The sequence below is a fragment of the Bacillus benzoevorans genome (genome assembly GCF_014207535.1).
Classification (GTDB): Bacteria; Bacillota; Bacilli; order Bacillales; family Cytobacillaceae; genus Bacillus_BD; species Bacillus_BD benzoevorans.
On the sequence record NZ_JACHGK010000002.1, the window covers coordinates 402260 to 419900 of the forward strand.

Annotated in this window: 12 protein-coding genes; 2 read left to right on the forward strand and 10 right to left on the reverse strand. The window is 38.7% G+C overall.

Annotated elements, in window-relative coordinates; all coding sequences use genetic code 11:
• Positions 1 to 85: 85 nt before the first annotated feature.
• The 7 genes from HNR53_RS05275 to HNR53_RS05305 form a co-directional block, all read right to left on the reverse strand.
• Complete coding sequence (locus HNR53_RS05275) at positions 86 to 973, reverse strand: rhodanese-like domain-containing protein (protein WP_184523550.1); 888 nt, start codon at positions 971 to 973, stop codon at positions 86 to 88.
• 98 nt (positions 974 to 1071) lie between these two features.
• A complete protein-coding gene (locus tag HNR53_RS05280) occupies positions 1072 to 2283 on the reverse strand; it encodes a glycosyltransferase family 4 protein (RefSeq protein ID WP_184523552.1) in 1212 nt (403 codons plus the stop codon).
• Between the two features lie 295 nt (positions 2284 to 2578).
• Positions 2579 to 3598, reverse strand: a complete 1020-nt coding sequence (locus tag HNR53_RS05285; protein ID WP_184523554.1) for an SMI1/KNR4 family protein — start codon at positions 3596 to 3598, stop codon at positions 2579 to 2581.
• A 231-nt stretch (positions 3599 to 3829) separates the two neighbouring features.
• Positions 3830 to 4630, reverse strand: coding sequence for a hypothetical protein (locus tag HNR53_RS05290; protein WP_184523556.1), 801 nt, complete (start codon positions 4628 to 4630; stop codon positions 3830 to 3832).
• A 72-nt stretch (positions 4631 to 4702) separates the two neighbouring features.
• Positions 4703 to 5173 carry a hypothetical protein gene (locus tag HNR53_RS05295; RefSeq protein ID WP_184523558.1) on the reverse strand — a complete coding sequence of 157 codons (471 nt, stop codon included), beginning with the start codon at positions 5171 to 5173 and terminating at the stop codon, positions 4703 to 4705.
• Entirely contained in the window at positions 5145 to 5429 is a 285-nt protein-coding gene (locus HNR53_RS05300; RefSeq protein WP_184523560.1) for a Fe-S cluster assembly protein HesB, read from the reverse strand. The genes HNR53_RS05295 and HNR53_RS05300 overlap by 29 nt, the downstream gene beginning before the upstream one ends.
• Positions 5430 to 5938: 509 nt before the next feature.
• A complete protein-coding gene (locus HNR53_RS05305) occupies positions 5939 to 7198 on the reverse strand; it encodes an extracellular catalytic domain type 1 short-chain-length polyhydroxyalkanoate depolymerase (protein ID WP_184523562.1) in 1260 nt (419 codons plus the stop codon).
• Between the two features lie 271 nt (positions 7199 to 7469).
• Here HNR53_RS05305 and HNR53_RS05310 point away from each other — a divergent pair, with 271 nt between their 5' ends.
• Positions 7470 to 8852, forward strand: a complete 1383-nt coding sequence (locus tag HNR53_RS05310; protein WP_184523564.1) for an S-layer homology domain-containing protein — start codon at positions 7470 to 7472, stop codon at positions 8850 to 8852.
• A gap of 179 nt (positions 8853 to 9031) precedes the next feature.
• On the opposite strand, the gene HNR53_RS05315 is transcribed toward HNR53_RS05310, so the two are convergent.
• The 3 genes from HNR53_RS05315 to HNR53_RS05325 all read right to left on the reverse strand — a co-directional run bounded on the left by HNR53_RS05315 (position 9032) and on the right by HNR53_RS05325 (position 12804).
• Positions 9032 to 10294 carry an ATP-binding protein gene (locus HNR53_RS05315; RefSeq protein ID WP_184523566.1) on the reverse strand — a complete coding sequence of 421 codons (1263 nt, stop codon included), beginning with the start codon at positions 10292 to 10294 and terminating at the stop codon, positions 9032 to 9034.
• Positions 10295 to 10529: 235 nt separating this feature from the next.
• Positions 10530 to 10763, reverse strand: coding sequence for a heavy-metal-associated domain-containing protein (locus HNR53_RS05320; RefSeq protein WP_184523568.1), 234 nt, complete (start codon positions 10761 to 10763; stop codon positions 10530 to 10532).
• 142 nt (positions 10764 to 10905) lie between these two features.
• Positions 10906 to 12804, reverse strand: coding sequence for a heavy metal translocating P-type ATPase (locus tag HNR53_RS05325; protein ID WP_184523570.1), 1899 nt, complete (start codon positions 12802 to 12804; stop codon positions 10906 to 10908).
• A 255-nt stretch (positions 12805 to 13059) separates the two neighbouring features.
• On the opposite strand from HNR53_RS05325, the gene HNR53_RS05330 reads away from it, so the two are divergent.
• Positions 13060 to 17460: an AAA domain-containing protein gene (locus HNR53_RS05330; RefSeq protein ID WP_184523572.1), complete on the forward strand. Its 4401-nt coding sequence runs from the start codon at positions 13060 to 13062 to the stop codon at positions 17458 to 17460.
• Positions 17461 to 17641: the final 181 nt, after the last annotated feature.

Consider the following 17641-nt stretch of genomic DNA (forward strand, 5'->3'; position numbering starts at 1 on the left):
TCCATTCAATTTGAAAAATAGAGTATCCTATTCTCGAACATAGAATGGAAGTAATTAGGAAAACAGGAGAACCGTCTCAATGTTTCTATATTTCGAGTGGTAAGGATAAGTCACTGGTCCATTCCTCCATGGATCCATCATAAACAGCTACATTATTTTGGCCGCACTTTTTTAATAGCAGGGCTATCCAGGTTGCCGCAACGGCAAACCCACAATACACTATGACCTTTTTATTTGGATCCAACACTCCTGCTTTTTCAAAGGTTTGCCGAAGTTTTTCATCAGGATATAGTTCTTTTGTTTCAAAATTTGACAGCAGACCAAAAAAGATATTTACACTTCCCGGGATATGACCGCTTCTTTCTGTGCTTTTCGGATCCCCGTTATAGCTTTCTTGCGGCAGACTATCAACAATGATCATATTTTCATCAACCAATGCTTCCTTTACGTCCTCTTTCGTGACAAATAATTCAGTGTTTCTTACACCTGCAAATTTCCCTTGAGGGTAAGAGTTAGAGTGTGAAGTAGTTGACCTTCCTTCCTCTAACCATTTTATTAAACCACCATCAAGGACAGCTACTTGATCAAAGCCTTCATAACGAAGCTGCCATGCCAGGCGGGAAGCCCAGTAGGATACAGCCACAGTGGCGTCATCCGTGATTCCTTGATCATAAACCACTGCATAAGTCCCCTCACCAACACCGAGCTCACGAATATTTTTAATAAATTTCTCTCGAATTGGATGGGTGAAAGAAAGTTCTGATTCTGTCTCAGAAAAGTCTCCATATAAATCAGCAAAGACCGCTCCCATAATATGTTTTTTCTCATAAGCCTCCCAACCTGATGAAACATCCATGTACGCTTCATGCAAAGGCGGTCCTAAAAAAGTAGTTGCATCTATGATTCTAAGATTAGGGTCATCTAATCTAGCAGCTAACCAATCCGTTGTAACGATTAAAGGAATCCCATTCACCTTAAAACCCTCCTCATCAATAAGTTTGCACGCTCTTATCATTCTCGAACTGTAATCCGGGAAAAGTAGGGAAACAGGAGAATGAACTCCCCCCTGTTTTACTGAATCGTCTGCCACAGACGTTCAACAAGTCCTGTCCAAGAATAAATTTTAATGCTATCATAAACTTCTTTCGGAAGCTCTGCTCTTTCACTAGCACCCTTAATTTGTTTTTTTAAAGCTTCTGCCAGCCGGTCACAATATGCTGGCAGATCATTTTCAACAGGCTGATCAATGTTCTTTAAGCGAGGCTGTTTGACATACTCTACCCAGCCGCTTTCATTAATCGTTCCGCTTAAATGCTCGATCAGAGCAGGTAACTCATTCACGACTACACGCATACCGCAAGCAAGACTTTCTAAAACAACTAAAGGAAGACCTTCATAATAGGATGGCAGGACAAAAATTTCGTGTTTTCGGAAGATCTCTGCCAATACATCTTGAGTGACAACTCCGCAATAAGTGATGCGCGGATCAGATTCTATTGCTTTTTTTAATCGGTCTACCGCTTCATTATCTCCTGCTCCATATAACTCTAATTTTATATTTCCCTCATCACCCAGTTGATTTTTGAATGTGTCGACTAATTGGAAAACACCTTTACTGTCGGCAATCTTTCCGGCATAGACAATGGTAATATCTTTATCTTTAGTTTTTGCTGCAGGAGGATAAAAATTATGTTCGTTAAAGCCGCTTCCCAAAACGTGGATTCGTTTTTCAGGGGCATCATAGATTTGTTTAATAGCAGGAATATGCTCTGAACTCAGCGTAAAAATCATATCTAAATCTTTAATGTGTTTCGTATATTGCTCTGCTAATTGAGGATGTTTTCTGGCCTGACGCAAATCCGTTCCATGGCTGACACCTGTCACTTTTATATCTGTGAACCATTGGCGGATGAGATCGGTTAAAAACCAAAGATGATGAGATATTATAAGATCCGGCTTTACATCAGCTACCGCTTGATGGACTGCCGGCTCAAAGGCCTTTTTCCAATTCGCAATCATTTCAGGCGTCATTTCGCCATAAATAGTACTTTCATAGGGCATCACATCACTCATTCCCGGAAGCGGAAAATGGCAATATTCATTTGGAAAAACGACTTGGTACTGCTTATCTTTCGGTAAAATACCCCATTCAAAATCCGGGTAGTACCCATAAAGACAAGCTTGTTGGGCGCGATTTTCCAGACCTTTAATAAGATTAGTAAAATAAACCCCGCTCCCTGTTTTACTTGGCAGCTGTGCTTGAATATGTAAAATTCTCATCATTTCCTCCTTTCTTTCACATGCAATATGAATATTCATTATAAATGACAATGAACTAATTGTGAAGTTATTAACAAGTAAGATTTTTCCCATTATTCGCCTCATTATCATTCATTAAAAACTGAAGTTTTATTCGAAAATTAAATATTGTAGTAATTATTATTACCGTTGCAGCGGCGATGATGATGAACTTTCATATATGACTATAAAGATGGAGATGACTTTGGAAAAACGTGCAAACTATATACGATTTAGATATTATCAATCTAATAGTACATAAATAGAATAAAGTGTCATTTTATAGTGTTTTTACATTACACCACATTTCCTGTAAAGGTATTCCGTCCAAAATAGCGTGTTCTATTAGTTCTTCTGCTGAATCGAAGATCTGTGTATTATTTGGTCCTTCAAGCTTCAGCTTATTTTCTTGGTAAATGTGATATACATTCTTTTGGAAAATAAAACTGACTACCATATATCCACCATTTTCAATACACCGTTTTATATCCCTTTTTAAATCATCAATTGAATAATTGATTTTCTCTATAATCATTTCAGCGTAACCTTGTACGCCACTATCAGTATCCATCTTGAAAATATCTATAAAACTATGTAAGGTTTCATCGTCTAATTGATACGTTAAGAAGTTCCATACACTGTTTGCAATTTGGTTTCTGATCTTTATATCAGGATGATTGGCTAATTTTAACAACCCATTACCTAACCATTCTATATCGGATTCCATTTGAGAAAGATAACTTATTGCGTCTAATAGTTCATCAACATTATCTTGTTCTATAAGACGTTCAAATGTTTCTTTTGTGTATTCAGGCTTATGAAATTCTTTATCTTCTACAACCTCGTATTCTACCGTAAATAAATTCTCTGAAAATTCATTGAAGCTATTTGCTATTTTTATGACCTTTGTTTCCTTATCATTATTAACATAAACGATAGGAGGTTCAGAAGATACATTACGATAATCAAAAGCGAGCCAAGTATGACCATCTCCATTGAATAGAATAAATCCGTCAGGTATTTCCCATTCGTTTAGTAAATACTGAGAATCCAGAATACCTGGATTTTTACCGATTCCATAAATATATTCCACTTCAATAAAAGCTTCGCTAAAAAAATCATTATCAAGTATCGGGAAGGCATTATAAATAATTTCTCCACCGTTTTGAACTTTAAGAATGTTTACATACGCTTTAGGAAGTTTAATCTTAAAAATATCTTCTGCTTTTTTAATGTCTGCTTCAGTTAAGGTGTTCAACTTATAAATATCATTGTCTTTTTTCCATATACTATTTCCCACCAATTTCACCTCGTATTATTACTGCTTGCCCACTGGAAATATTGTATTGTGTTATAAGTATGTATTTCCCCAACCTGTTCCGTTATCTCATCAGAATATCCCCTCATTTACCTCTTAGGGGAGCAGGAAAATTTTTAAAAAACGCTATCCAATTAGGATAGCGCATGAATTTAGTTTGTTCTACTTTGAGTTATACAACTTAAGTATTGTTTATAAAAAATTTCCCGATCATCATCTGTTCTTTTTCTTGCGGCCCATTCTGCCTTTTACCTCTTCAATCATTATAAAGTATACAGTCTTTCTATCAGATTCAGGAAAATCTGATTTCCAGCCGTTTCTGGGTTCTCCAGATACTTCGTTAAATACCCAAGATGAATTTTCTGGAACTTTAGCAATTGAGACTGCACGTTTATGCTCACTTGTACTATCTTGACCCACCCACTGCCTTCTAATAGCAATTTTAAGTTTATCCTTTTTTAATTTAAAATACTCAGGAAAATCCATAACACATATATCCGTGGTTGTTTTTATAGCTTTTGCAGCAATTAATATTAAGTCAGCAGGATGTTGGGAAAAACCGTACTTTGGACTATATTTAGTCATTAAAAGTTCAGTTAAATCACAAAATTCCTGCTCATTAAAAAACACTGACCAGTCAATATTTCTTTTTTTATCACTACTTTGATGGAACTTTTCTACTTCCTCATCAAATTTTCTAATCTTTTCAGGAATATTTTGAAACTCAAGCATACTAAAAACTGAATCCAGGGACTTTCTTTGAAGACGATTAAATCCAAAACTCCCTCCCTCCTGCTTAACCGATACTCCAAAGTCATTTATGTAAACATCCGCTTTCTTCTTACTATCCGTTGTAGCTATTAAATGCATTTCTGATTCATTCGTTATCTGGATATAACCTTCTTGACCTTTTTTAGGTGCTCCTATGCTTTCTACTGTACCAATATGGTTTAATTTAATTTTGCCGATATTGTCAAAAAGATATTGGACAACCTTTGATTCATTACCAGCCATACAGCTAACTCCCTTATATCGTTTTTTTCAAATCGGTTCCCCGTTAATATATTTTACGATAAATATTTTAACCTATTCTTGCTTATGTCTGCTTCTTTTCAGATAGATTCCTGTGCCTAGGCCCAATGCAATCCCGTGAAACAGAGCATTCAATGCCACCGTTACCACCATATGTCCTTGGTCCCAAGCGAAGTCAGTGAAAAAGTGATAGAAGAGAGCATCAACATAGAGCAATATGATTTTACCTAGAACAAATACAAGGGCACCGATAACTGCAAAATGGAGGACGTATTTTTTGGCACCGATGATCAGTCCAAATAAGCCTCCCACCAGCATTCCGGAAATCAAAAAAGGTATCTGGCAGCCATCATAAATCGAAAGACCGATTAAGGCACCGCCAAACAGACCTACAACGATTGCCACCAATGAGGCAAGGATGGTCCTGATTTGCTTGACATGAGTGGCAATGAAAAAGCTAAAAATAAGACCGCCTATGAGTCCTTCTGTCGAAGAACTAACAGCAAGATGTATTTTCGTATCCATTTAAAACAATAAAGATTTCGCCGTCTTCTTCTTCCGCCTCGATAACCACACTGCTCAATTGTTCTTTCATACCCGGCTGAATAGCAATATTTATTCCATTAATATCTTCTAATATGTCGTTTTCCTCAGCCTTTTGCAAAGCAATCCCTAATTTCACACTGCAGCACCCATTGATCCCATAGAAACGCAAGGTAGAAACTCCTTGGACTTTCATTGTCTGTTCGATATATTCTTTTGCTTTTTCAGTAATGTTCACTTTTGCAGCCTCCTATTCGTTTGTATAAAAAAGAAAAATGGCTAGTGTTGTAGTTCCTTCCTTTTATTGAGTCTTATATACCGCATTGTTTTGTTGATCTGATTATTTTCTTTTTTAGAGAATGAAACAGGAGCCAGTGGTTCACTGACAGGCTCTATCTCTGTTTGTTCTTGTGAATAATTTCACTTAAACCGCCCTAATATTGTAACCCCTTAGACTTAACCACCAGCTTCCCCCTCAGATAATATTATAAAACTAATTTTATGGTTTTGAATTCATTAATGATGAACATTCTACGGACTCTATATTTTGTCAATAGCAGTATTGTTAAAGTATTAAACTGGCTTTGCCATAAGACAGAGCCAGTTTTTACAATGGTGGTAGAAAGTTATTTGTTTCCAATCAACGAAACTTATCAATCATTAAGAACTGGCCAGATTACTGAAGACTGGAGAAAAAATTTAAGCGAACAGATACCAAATACTGTTCGCCTTTTTATCCAGAATGCTTTATTTTTTTGTTTTATTCTTCCTTTTCATCAGTTTTACAAGGATGGCTTTAACAAAGTCCTTGATAGATGTTTTGCCAGGTGATTCATCCATCCTTTCTCCCTTTATCTCAGTGGAAGTTTTGTCTGGTGTTTCAAGTGGTATTTCTACTGCCGGTTCAGGTGGTGTTGGTGCCGGAGGATTTTCTGGAGGGTTTACAAAATCATTGACCGGCGGTTGTTCGACGGGTATAACAACTGGTAAGCTTTCCAATGGATGAAGTTGTGACTCAACGAATACTGGAGTTCGTTCTATGACCTGTGTTTCGCTTCTTTTTTCTACATGTTGTTGTGGATGCTTGCTTAAAAATTCCCACATAATTTCTGTTGCATTTGGACCGGAGGGGTCTGTATAAGAACCAGTTTCAGTCCCGCCTGACCAAGCATGCCCCATTTCGTCAATCAGCCAAAACTCCAATAATTCTTTATCGTTGGAATCATGATAAACATAGCAAATATAACTTTTTCCATTTATACTATCTGAATGGATCTGGGCGGGAGTCACATCAGCCTGACCAATACCGCCTTCAACGAGAAAATTGGTTTGGGCCCATTGGATGATCACTTGCTCGCCGTTAATGGGGTTGACGGTTGTATCCGAGCTTCCATGGAAAACAATCACGCGCATTTTTTTCTTATTTTCTCCCATCTCTTGAAAGGCATGATTTCCACATTCAAATGGGTCAGGTACACCTGTCGCCATCCTTTTTTGTGCTTCATTCGCCAGCGGATCAATTAGTAATAACACATTTGCCGCGTCATAGGCTAATCCCGAATAAATGCCGATACCGTTAAATACATCCGGGTATGCAGCACCAAGGATACACGCTTGTGAACCGCCGGCAGAAAAGCCGGCAGCGTACACTTTTTTGGAATCAATCATGTATTTGCTTTTCACTTCATTAATCATTCCATAAATCAGCTTAGGATGCCCCTGCCCACGGTGTTGATTTTTATCTAAAAACCAGTTCCAGCAGCCAAAATGGTTATACCCGGCTGGATCTGCGGGATTAAATGGATGGTTCATGTCAGGATAGAGGACAAAGAATTGTTCCTTTTCAGCCAGTGTATTCATGTTTGTCCCTGCAGCAAAATCATCCGGATTCTGGCTGCATCCATGGAGCAACACCACCAACGGACACTCTTTATCAACCTGATATTCCCCAGGAATGTAAAGCTTGTATTTAAAATCCTGATAAGCAAAGCCAAGAAATTCTCCCAAATCGCGACCCTCCTTTTTTCACTCTATTTTTCTATCATATTCCATTGTTGTCTAAACATCACTAATTTGACAAAGATATTCGATACCATTCACAACAGATCCTGTATCGTTTTGTTAACTGATTAACCAGTTAACTTATGGATGTTTTTATTCTTCACTTGGATCAGGCACTAGAGATTTATTGGAGGATTCTGTAATTATCTTTAAGTAATGGAAACCTCTCATGGTATACTGTTTTTAACAGGTCAATTCATAACTAAAGGAGGATATCATGCGGAGATTTTTTAGTTTGTTCATCATTCTATTAATCTTTTTTCTCGCTGTACCCATGACCGGACTCGCATCGGGTACATTCAGAGACGTTTCAAAAACTTACACATTTTACAAAGAAGTTGAATTTCTTTCTTCAAAACAGATCATCACAGGGTTTCAAGGTGGAATCTTCCGACCGGATGTACAGGTCACCCGTGCAGAAGCAGCAATTATGATTGGACGTGCGCTTGGGTTAAACGGGGAACCTCGGAATACGAAGTTTAGCGATGTAACCGCCAATGTCACAGGCTCCGGCTATATCGCTGCGGCCGTTGAAAAGAAAATTATTACGGGATACTCCGATGGCACCTATCATCCTCATGAAAATATTTCACGTGGACAGATGGCCATTATCTTAGACAGGGCCTTTAACTTAGAAGATCGTCACCTTTCTAATCCATTTCAGGATATTTCCCCTAGTAAGGCAGCCTATCAATCGATATTAAACGCTTATGCTCTGGGAATAGCAAATGGATATTCGGATGGTACATATCGCCCTGAGGCCACTGTATCCCGCGGACACTTTTCTGCTTTTTTAACACGTGCATTAGAGCCATCCTTCAGAGGGAAACCAACCTTTGCGATTGAATCGGTTTCAGGATGGGAACCAGGTTCTTCTGTAGCAGAAGTAGACATTGCCCATGAATGGGTGGTCAAGTTTAATGATGAACTTGACGAAAATTGGAGAAATTTTGAGAATTTGAGAAAAAATATGTATGTTGTCCGCGAACGGGATAATCAAAGACTAGACATTTTTAATCCAATTATTAGCAGAGATGATCCGACCTCTATCACACTTGGTCTGACTGCGCTATATGATAGGAATGAGACTTACTATCTATATATTACAAAAGATATGACATCAAAAATGGGAAATCCTTTAGCTAAACCTTTGAAACTAAAATTTCATACAAACGGACCTGAATATACTATAAATCAGACGATAGAACAGGATGGCATCAAATTGGAATTAGCAATCGATCAATCAGAGGAGAAGGTATTCGCAAAGGTAAAAGCAACCAATGTAAGCAGTGAACCCATTTCGTATTTTGGCACTAATGGATGCGACAAAGGAATTGCCGCTGATTTATTCACGGACACGAAAGATGGTCCAGTCAAAATCGGAAGTAAATGGGCGCCTTCCGGCATTGCATGTACTCTTATGATTGAACATTACGTACTTCAACCTGGCGCTACAATCGAAATCCTTGAAGTATTATACCCGCCAGCTGAACCAGTAAATGGAAATATCTATGTAAAAGCGATATTTAAAAGAGAAATAGATAAGAGTAATCCTCTCATTAAACCAGCGGAAATATCCATTCCATTAGAAAAATTTTAGAAAAATGAAAGTGAGGATTAGTCCTCACTTTTTGTCATTCATCTTAGATTCCTGTTTTTAGAATATTTTATATTCTTGATGCCTACTCACTTATCGAAATAAGTTTGAAAAATAGAGTACTTTACTATCGAACTATAGGTTGGGAAAAATCAGGAAAACAGAAGAATCGTCCCCATGTTTTATTCATCAATGGAAACTGGAAGTATAATATCAACTGTTGTCCCCTTATTCATCTCACTTTTTATATCGATCCTTCCTTGATGATCTTCAATAATCTTATGACTGACCATTAGGCCCAAACCGGTTCCTTTTTCTTTTGTTGTATAAAAAGGTTCACCTAACCTAGAGAGCAAGTCACCTGGGATACCATACCCATTATCAATAAAACGAATACGGACACGGTCTTCTTTCCAATGCGAAACCTCAATATGGATTTTCCCTTTATTTGGAACCGCCTCTATGGCATTTTTAAAAATATTGATAAATACCTGCTTTATTTGATTCCCTTCACATTTAACCAAAATCATATCCGATTCAATCTCTTTAGTGACCTCTACATTTTTAACAATAGCAATTGTCTCAAGCAACGTAATGACATCTCTTAATAAAGAAGTGATATTTTCATTTTGATAGGTAATCGCTTGGGGTTTGGATAGTACCATGAATTCACTGACAATCAAATTGATGCGTTCAATTTCAGATAACATAATGTTATAGTACTGTTTTTCTTCATCTTTTGAATCCTTATATTGTAGTAATTGGAGAAAGCCTTTTATAGAGGTTAGGGGGTTTCGAATTTCATGTGCTACAGCGGCCGCTAATTCACCTACAATCGAAAGCTTTTCAGATTTCCTTATAAGTTCCTCTTTATCTTTTAATTCTGTAATATCTCTCACAATGACGAAAACCCCTACTATTTTTTCATCTATCACGATCGGTACACTTGTCATACTTATTTGTATACAATGCCCGCTTTTGATCGTACAACTGCACTCTACGTTGGAAGACTTCCCTTTTGCTACTTCTGATAAATGCTTTTGAACTTTATCCAAATCGTCTTTGCCTATAAGGTCCTTAATTGTCATGTTTGTCAACTCTTCTTCACTATATCCAGTTATTTTCCCAGTAACACGATTAGCTGATATCATATTACCCTTTAAGTCCAAACGTATGAGCGCATCCATATTATTTTCAACAAGGCTCTGTAACTGCTTCTCCCGGTTTTCAATATCTTTCATATTTCTATAAATCAATTTATTTATAAAAAATCCAGTTGCAATAACAAAAAGAAAGCCTTTTGCAATACTTATCCAAAAAACATCCTTCGTATAAAACTTTGTTAATAACCATTCAGTTGAATAAATCCAAATCAGACTAGATAAAATGAATAGAATGGATATTTCAAACGCGATTTTCTTACTGCGGCTAACATTATTCTTCATGAATAGTTCCCTTCCCCAGAACAAGGGGACAGTTTTGCGTCATTTATTCTGGCTTTAGATAAAATTACTTCTCATTTAAATATTATATGATTATAAGATAACAGTGAACTGGAAACATTAAACATAAAAGTGATAATCTAACACAACAAAAATGAGAACCCAGTCTATCCTCTGGATTCTCCTATGATTCTATGAATATATATTTAATCCTTTGTTACTTCAGTCACGAGCAGCCTTAAGCGGATTTTACCTTTGAGTTGATCACTCCATACCCTAAGTCCTTGATAGCTTTTTCAATATCGCCAATTGCCAACGTTTCTGAGTCAAAATCTGCTTTTACTTTACTTGCATTGAATAATACTTTTACACTTTTTTTATGGATCCCTTTCAATCCTTTTACTGCATTCTCAATCTTTTGCATACATGATGGACAAGCTAGTGTTTCTAATTGAATGGTTGCTTTTTGCATAATTAACCTCTCCTTTTTTCATTTTGAGGCTTCATTCTTCTTTCTCTTCCTCTTTATAATTCAAGTATAGCCCTGTTTCGCATAAATTTAATTGATGGTAATCAAGTTTTGCAACTTTCACTTTGAAACTAAGTGGTACTTATTATGCAATTTCAGCTGTTTCTATTTTTGCTTCTGTGATAGACTGTGTCCCTCTCAAACGATATCTCAGCAATCTTATACCATTCAAGATCACGACCAAAATACTTCCTTCGTGTACCAGCATACCGATGGTCATGTTCATCCATTCGCTGAAGAACACACTGGCAAGTAAGACCAATACCACACCTACCGCAATGGTGTTATTTTGTTTCATGTTTCTTGCCGTTGCTTTTGTTAAGCCTAAAGCGTGTGACAAATGACTGAAGTTGGAATTCATCAAGACAACATCGGATGTTTCAATCGCCACATCGGTTCCGCTGCCCATTGCGATTCCGATATCCGCGAGGGCTAATGAAGGACTGTCGTTGACCCCGTCTCCAACAAAAGCGACGATGCGGCCTTCTGCTTGAATTTTTTTGATATAAGCCGATTTATCTTCTGGCAGCATATGCCCATGTGCTTCTGTCAGACCAAGTTCACGAGCAACTAAGTCAACGGTTCCCTGATTGTCTCCTGAAAGAACCACGAGGTTTTTCACGCCTAATTTTTTAAACCTTTGCAGTTCTACTCTCATACCTGGACGAATTTGATCACGAATGCCCGTTAGAACTTCCAATTTACCGTCGATAGCCGTCAAGACAAGTGAGTCTCCATTTTCTTCAAATCGCTTCACATCTTCTTTCGCTTTTTCGCTCAATGCAATATTTTCTTTTGCCATCAAAGCGACGTTTCCTACTGCTACCCGATGACCGTTTACTTTTGCGACAATTCCGCCGCCTTTGACCACTTCTGTCTCTTCTACCGTGTAGACAGTCGTCTCACCGATGTCTTTTAAGACAGCTTTTGCAAGTGGGTGATCGGATTCACCTTCTACGCTTGCCAAGTATCCAAGCGCTGCCTTCCTGTTCTCTCCATAGTATTCACTTTCTGCTGCTTCAGGGTTTCCCACTGTCAATGTTCCTGTTTTATCAAAAACCATTGTATCCACTTTACTGAAATCATTGATCACCTCACTGCCTTTTAGGAGGATGCCATTACGTGCACCGTTTCCGATACCGGCGACGTTGGAAACAGGGACACCAATCACCAGCGCCCCTGGGCAGCCTAACACCAAAATGGTAATGGCTAGTTCTAAATTCCGTGAGAATAACCATACGATGAGGGCTAGGACTAATACGGCTGGAGTATAATATTGGGAAAATCGGTCAATGAACCGCTCCGCTTCTGACTTGGAATCCTGGGCTTCTTCTACCAATTCAATGATTTTACCAAATGTCGTATCTTCCCCCACCCGGTCTGCTCGAATTTGAATCGTTCCATTTTCCAAGATGGTTCCGGCAAAGACTCTGGAATCAATAACTTTATTTACTGGTACAGATTCTCCTGTGATGCTTGCTTCATTGATGTGACCCCCTCCGATGATAACGGTTCCATCAACAGGAACTTTTGCACCGGTCTTAACAAGCAAAATATCTCCTTCGTCCACCTCATCCACATCTACTTCCTCAAATTCCCCACTTTCCCCTTTCTTCCATGCACTTTCTGGTGCCATTTCTGTTAATTCCTTGATGGCAGATCGTGTTTTGTTCAACGTGCGTTGTTCCAAGTAAGAACCGAAGAGGAATAAGAACGTAACGATCGCTGCTTCTTCGTAGTTTTGAATAAAAAAAGCTCCGATAACGGCAGTGGTGACTAACACATCAATACTGACAACTTTTACTTTTAGGGCTTGATAGGCTTGGATGGCTATTGGTGCTGCTCCAAAAATAGAGGCGATAACGAATGACACATTGAAAAGAGTGGTGTTTTCTAAAACAAAATGACTAAAGAATCCGAGTACAATCAAGATTCCACTCATCAGGGCAATCTGATTTTTCTTCCCCAATATAAATCTTTGCATGGCTGCTTCCCTCCCTCTTTTATTTATTCCTGTTGTCGATAATTTAAGTATAGGGTATTTTTTACTACTTAGAATTGACAAGAATCAAGTTTCAACAATTTGTTATATCTGTTTTGAATTGTTTTACCTCGTTTTGATAAGTGGATAGCTCTACTCTTCAAATAAATCCCAATCTTCAATCATACATCTCATGGTATAATATTATTTTGTATAAAAATTTTTCAGATAATAGATTTTCAGGAAGGATGACGAATAATGAATTCTTCTCCTATAGATAGAGAAAGAACAGCGCGGCTCTTTACATATTTAAAGGAACTCTCACTGCTTAAAGTACCATTAACTCAAGATATTCAAAACTACGAGGATTATATTTTTCTAAATGAAATACCAAACGCACCTGAATGTACTTCTCCCCTTACTTCCAATGTAAATGATACTTGGATTCAAATAAGGAAACCTGTGAAACCGCCATTTCCGGCCGTTCCGAAGCAAATGAAAGATTGGTTATCTCCTTCATTCCAGGTTGAGAATATGAAAACAGAACCGGTTCTATTAGAGAAAATCCCCAATCCAAACTATGATGAACATGCAGAGAAATCAGAAACAAACCCGCCTCATTTACGGTTAACCGATTTCCCCCAGATTCAGCATACTCTTGACGATTACAAGACCGGAAAATGGAACCCTTGGAAAGAGAAATATCTGCACTTTGAAAGCATTCAAAAAGTGTACACGCATTTTTTCTCGATTTATCAAAAACAAAAAAAATTAGGCGAACAATATGAACTACTCGTGGGTATTGGCTTATTCAATTGGAAAACGCCCGATCAGCAATCCATTCACCGGCATATCTTAACCATTCCTTGTTCTTTTCAGTTTGATGCCAATAATGGAATCATTCGTGTCGTCCCTTCTGCAGACGGCAGTAAGGCTGAATTGGAGCAGGATATGCTGGAATTGGAAATGCGGCTCGATTATCAAGCACTCGTTCCAATTTTAGAAATGATGGACGAACTGCAACCAAATTTTTGGAATAAAGAGTTAACCGACTCCATCTGCCGCTCGTTCGCCCATTCATTAGCTGCAACCGGCACGTATAAAGAGGAAGAATTGAATCATAAGAGAGAGGCTGCCGTAAAACCTGAAGTCTTGTACAGCCCGGCTCTCATTCTGCGCAAGAGAAATGAAAAAGGATTCCAACGGGCTTGTACAGCCATCATTGAACACTCAAAAGAGTCTGATTTTCAGGTTCCTCTGGGCATCAAACGCATTTTTGAAGAATTAGATGATTATCACCAACCAGACGAAGTGTCAGCGGGGAGCGATACGCACCAGGAGGATTCAACCGTTTTTTTTCCGCTTGAAGCAAACGAGGAACAAAAGAGAATTATTGAAAATATTAAAACGCGTAACGGTGTGCTCGTTCAAGGGCCTCCAGGAACTGGGAAAAGCCATACGATTGCCAATTTAATTTCCCATTTACTTGCTTCTGGCAAAAGAATTCTGATCACGAGTGAAACAGCCAGAGCTTTAAATGTATTAAAGGATAAAATTCCTCATGAATTACAAAACCTGTGCGTAAGCCTTCTCGGTGCTGACACAAAATCATTCAAGGATTTAGAAACCGTCGTTCAATATATTTCGAATACAAAAGATACATGGCAGCCGGAAGAAATCATGGATGAGATGAATAGGCTTTCGCTAAAACTGGAGCAAATGAAGAAAAACAAAGATGCTGCCCAGAAGCAGCTTGTTGCACTGCGTGAAAAAGAAACATTCCACCATCGCTTGTTAGGCGGGAAATACAGCGGAACAGCCCAAAGCATTGCCAAAATCATCCATGAACAGCGGGAAAAATATCATTGGCTTCAGGACTTTATTGAAATGGATACCAAAATTCCTTTGACCAATGATGAAGGTCTTGAACTCATTGAATTGCTTCATTTTCTGAATGGAGAGGTTCAACTAGAAACCAATGGTTCTATCCCGCCAATAGACCTTTTATGGAATGAAGCTGTATTTAAAGAGCGCTGCGAGCAAGAAGCAGCGCTACAGAACGAAGTATTAAAATATGAACATAGTAATGCGGAAATAAAGATGCAGCTTTCGATCCTTCCTTCAGAAAAGCGGGAAAGATTGCTTCACCTGCTGGATGATTTATCGAAGGCACTGCATGAAATGGGAAATAATCAGGATGAATGGCACCAATCCGCCTTACAGGATGTGCTGGACAATAAATTCAAGTTCTGGGAAGAATTGAACCAACAGATTATGCATTCGGTTGAAATGATCCAAGAGACAGTAACGAAACATAATTTATCAAAGATAACCGGTTATGGACAAGTGGTCCTGCCGCAATTGTATGAAGATACGGTCCAGCTTCATGCACATTTGAAAGAAAACAAAGGATTAGGAATGCCTTTAATGCGGCCTAAAGCTGTAAAAGATGCATGGTATATTGTCAAGGATGTGCGTTTCAATGGCCGTAAATGTGATGCCATTGAAACCCTAAGCCTGCTAGAGGACGTCCTGCATACGGAAATGATTATTGGGCACATCAGACAAATGATTCAAGAGCAATTGAATGTGGAGTTCCCATTGGTCCAATCACGCTCATTAAATTTAGCCAAGATTAAAGATTTCCTAAGTCCTTTTCAAGCATTACTCAGAATTAAGACAATTGTTGATGAGACTAGAAAGGAATTTTTTGATACCCCTGTTATTTTTGAAAAAGCATTAGACGAACAGCATATCAATGACCTTCTGCATGCCTTACAGTCTCTATCTTTTTCAAATAAACTGGAAGAAATCCAGGCCCAATTCCTCGAGCTTGAAGAAAAATTGGAGCAATCCGTTTATGGGACGGATAAACATTCTCTCGTGATTCAAATCACCGAAGCGATTAAAACGAGAAAGATAGGGAGCTATACGGAAAGCAAGGTGAGACTATCCAAGCTGGATGAATACCGTTCAAAACGCAATCGAGCCGTTGAGCTGCAGAAACGTTTAAAAACCTCCCTGCCGATAATGCATGACGAATTGATGAATTCCTTCAAGGATCCCAAATGGCTGGATAGATATAACAAATTGGATCAGGCCATTGACTGGGCAAAAGTGAATACTTGGCTAATCCAATTCCTCCGTACGGATGAGACAGTGCTTTCTGGGCAAATAAAGGAACTAGACCGACAGATGAAAGAAATCATTACGGAATTAGGTGCCCATAAAGCATGGTACTCTACTTTAAGCAACATGACAGAAATTCAGCGCCAGCACCTCCTTGCATGGACGACATCCATGAAAAAGGTCGGAAAAGGCACAGGAAAGAATGTACTCACCCATTTAAAAGATGCGCAAAAACATATGTCCCAATGCCGTGATGCCATTCCTGCATGGATTATGCCGTTATACCGGGTGTTCGATACCTTTGATGTGCAGCCGAATCTTTTTGATGTTGTCATTATAGATGAAGCGAGTCAATCCGGACCTGACGCGGTGATTTTGCAATATATTGCCCAGAAATTGATTGTAGTTGGGGATGATAAGCAGATTAGTCCAGAATACATCGGAATCAAACAGGAAGACGTGCAATACTTGCGCAGACAGTATCTATACGATTTCAATCTTGCCGATATGCTCGATATTGAAAGTTCCTTCTTTGATCTTTCGAATGTATTATTTGGCGGTCGGATTACACTGAGAGAACATTTCAGATGTATGCCGGAAATTATCGAATTCTCAAACAGAATCAGTTATGCGAATACACCTTTAGTTCCTTTAAGAAACTATTCGCCTAACCGCCTGGAACCGATTCGTACCATCCATATCTCAAATGGAGTCAGAACCGGAACAGGCTCCAAGGTTGTAAACAGACCCGAAGCGGAGGCTGTTGTCGCTCAGATTAAGGCGTGTGTCGATAACCCATTATACGAAGGGAAATCAATGGGTGTGATCTCTTTACAGGCAGAAGGACAAGCGCAGCTCATTGAACGTTTGCTAGTCGATGCCATCGGAACGACAGAGTTTGAAAAAAGAAACATAATTTGTGGAGATGCCTATGCATTCCAGGGGGATGAGCGGGATGTTATGTTTATCAGTATGGTGGCCGCACCTGGGAATACGGCAATGAGAGCACTCACAACAAAAAAAGATAAACGCCGTTTTAACGTTGCTGTCAGCCGGGCTAAGGATCAGCTATGGCTTTTCCATACGCCTACTGTCAATGACTTTAAAAATAAAGCCGACCTGCGCTACGAGCTTCTTTCCTATTGCGAGAACCCGGCAAAAGAAATTCTCCTGTCTGATCGGACTCGCTGCGTAAATGACTTTGAATGTTCGGTCTTTGACCAAATCGAAGCTAAAGGATATAAAGTGATTCCTCAGCATAACATAGCAGGATTTCGGATTGATTTAGTAGTAGAAGGGGAAAATGGTCGATTAGCAGTTGAATGTGAAGGCGATCAATGGGATGGACGCACAAGATACGAACACGATCGAAACCGTCAGCAAATCTTAGAACAAAGCGGTTGGAAATTCTGGAGGGTACGAGGCAGCGAATACTATTACAACCCAGAACAAGCACTTTCATCCCTTTGGCAAACACTCGATGAGGTTGGAATTGAACAAAACAAGGGGACAGTTCTCCTGTTTCCCTAATTTCTTCCTTTAATTTTGATAGTGTTATAGTACCCTATCATATCGATATATCATACCTAGGCATTTTATATTTAAATCACAAATAGGAGAGTTGATTCTGCGATCACTCTCCTATTTCTTTTCATTCTATCATGTTGATTTTTTTAAAATAAATAAGAACCCCTATTTGAGGTTCTCATAT

Coding starts and splice junctions, on each gene's coding strand:
- HNR53_RS05280 (WP_184523552.1), bottom strand. CDS start 2,283: ATGATGAGAATTTTACATATTCAAGCACAGCTGCCAAGTAAAACAGGG.
- HNR53_RS05290 (WP_184523556.1), bottom strand. CDS start 4,630: ATGGCTGGTAATGAATCAAAGGTTGTCCAATATCTTTTTGACAATATC.
- HNR53_RS05295 (WP_184523558.1), bottom strand. CDS start 5,173: ATGGATACGAAAATACATCTTGCTGTTAGTTCTTCGACAGAAGGACTC.
- HNR53_RS05310 (WP_184523564.1), top strand. CDS start 7,470: ATGCGGAGATTTTTTAGTTTGTTCATCATTCTATTAATCTTTTTTCTC.
- HNR53_RS05315 (WP_184523566.1), bottom strand. CDS start 10,294: ATGAAGAATAATGTTAGCCGCAGTAAGAAAATCGCGTTTGAAATATCC.
- HNR53_RS05320 (WP_184523568.1), bottom strand. CDS start 10,763: ATGCAAAAAGCAACCATTCAATTAGAAACACTAGCTTGTCCATCATGT.
- HNR53_RS05325 (WP_184523570.1), bottom strand. CDS start 12,804: ATGCAAAGATTTATATTGGGGAAGAAAAATCAGATTGCCCTGATGAGT.
- HNR53_RS05330 (WP_184523572.1), top strand. CDS start 13,060: ATGAATTCTTCTCCTATAGATAGAGAAAGAACAGCGCGGCTCTTTACA.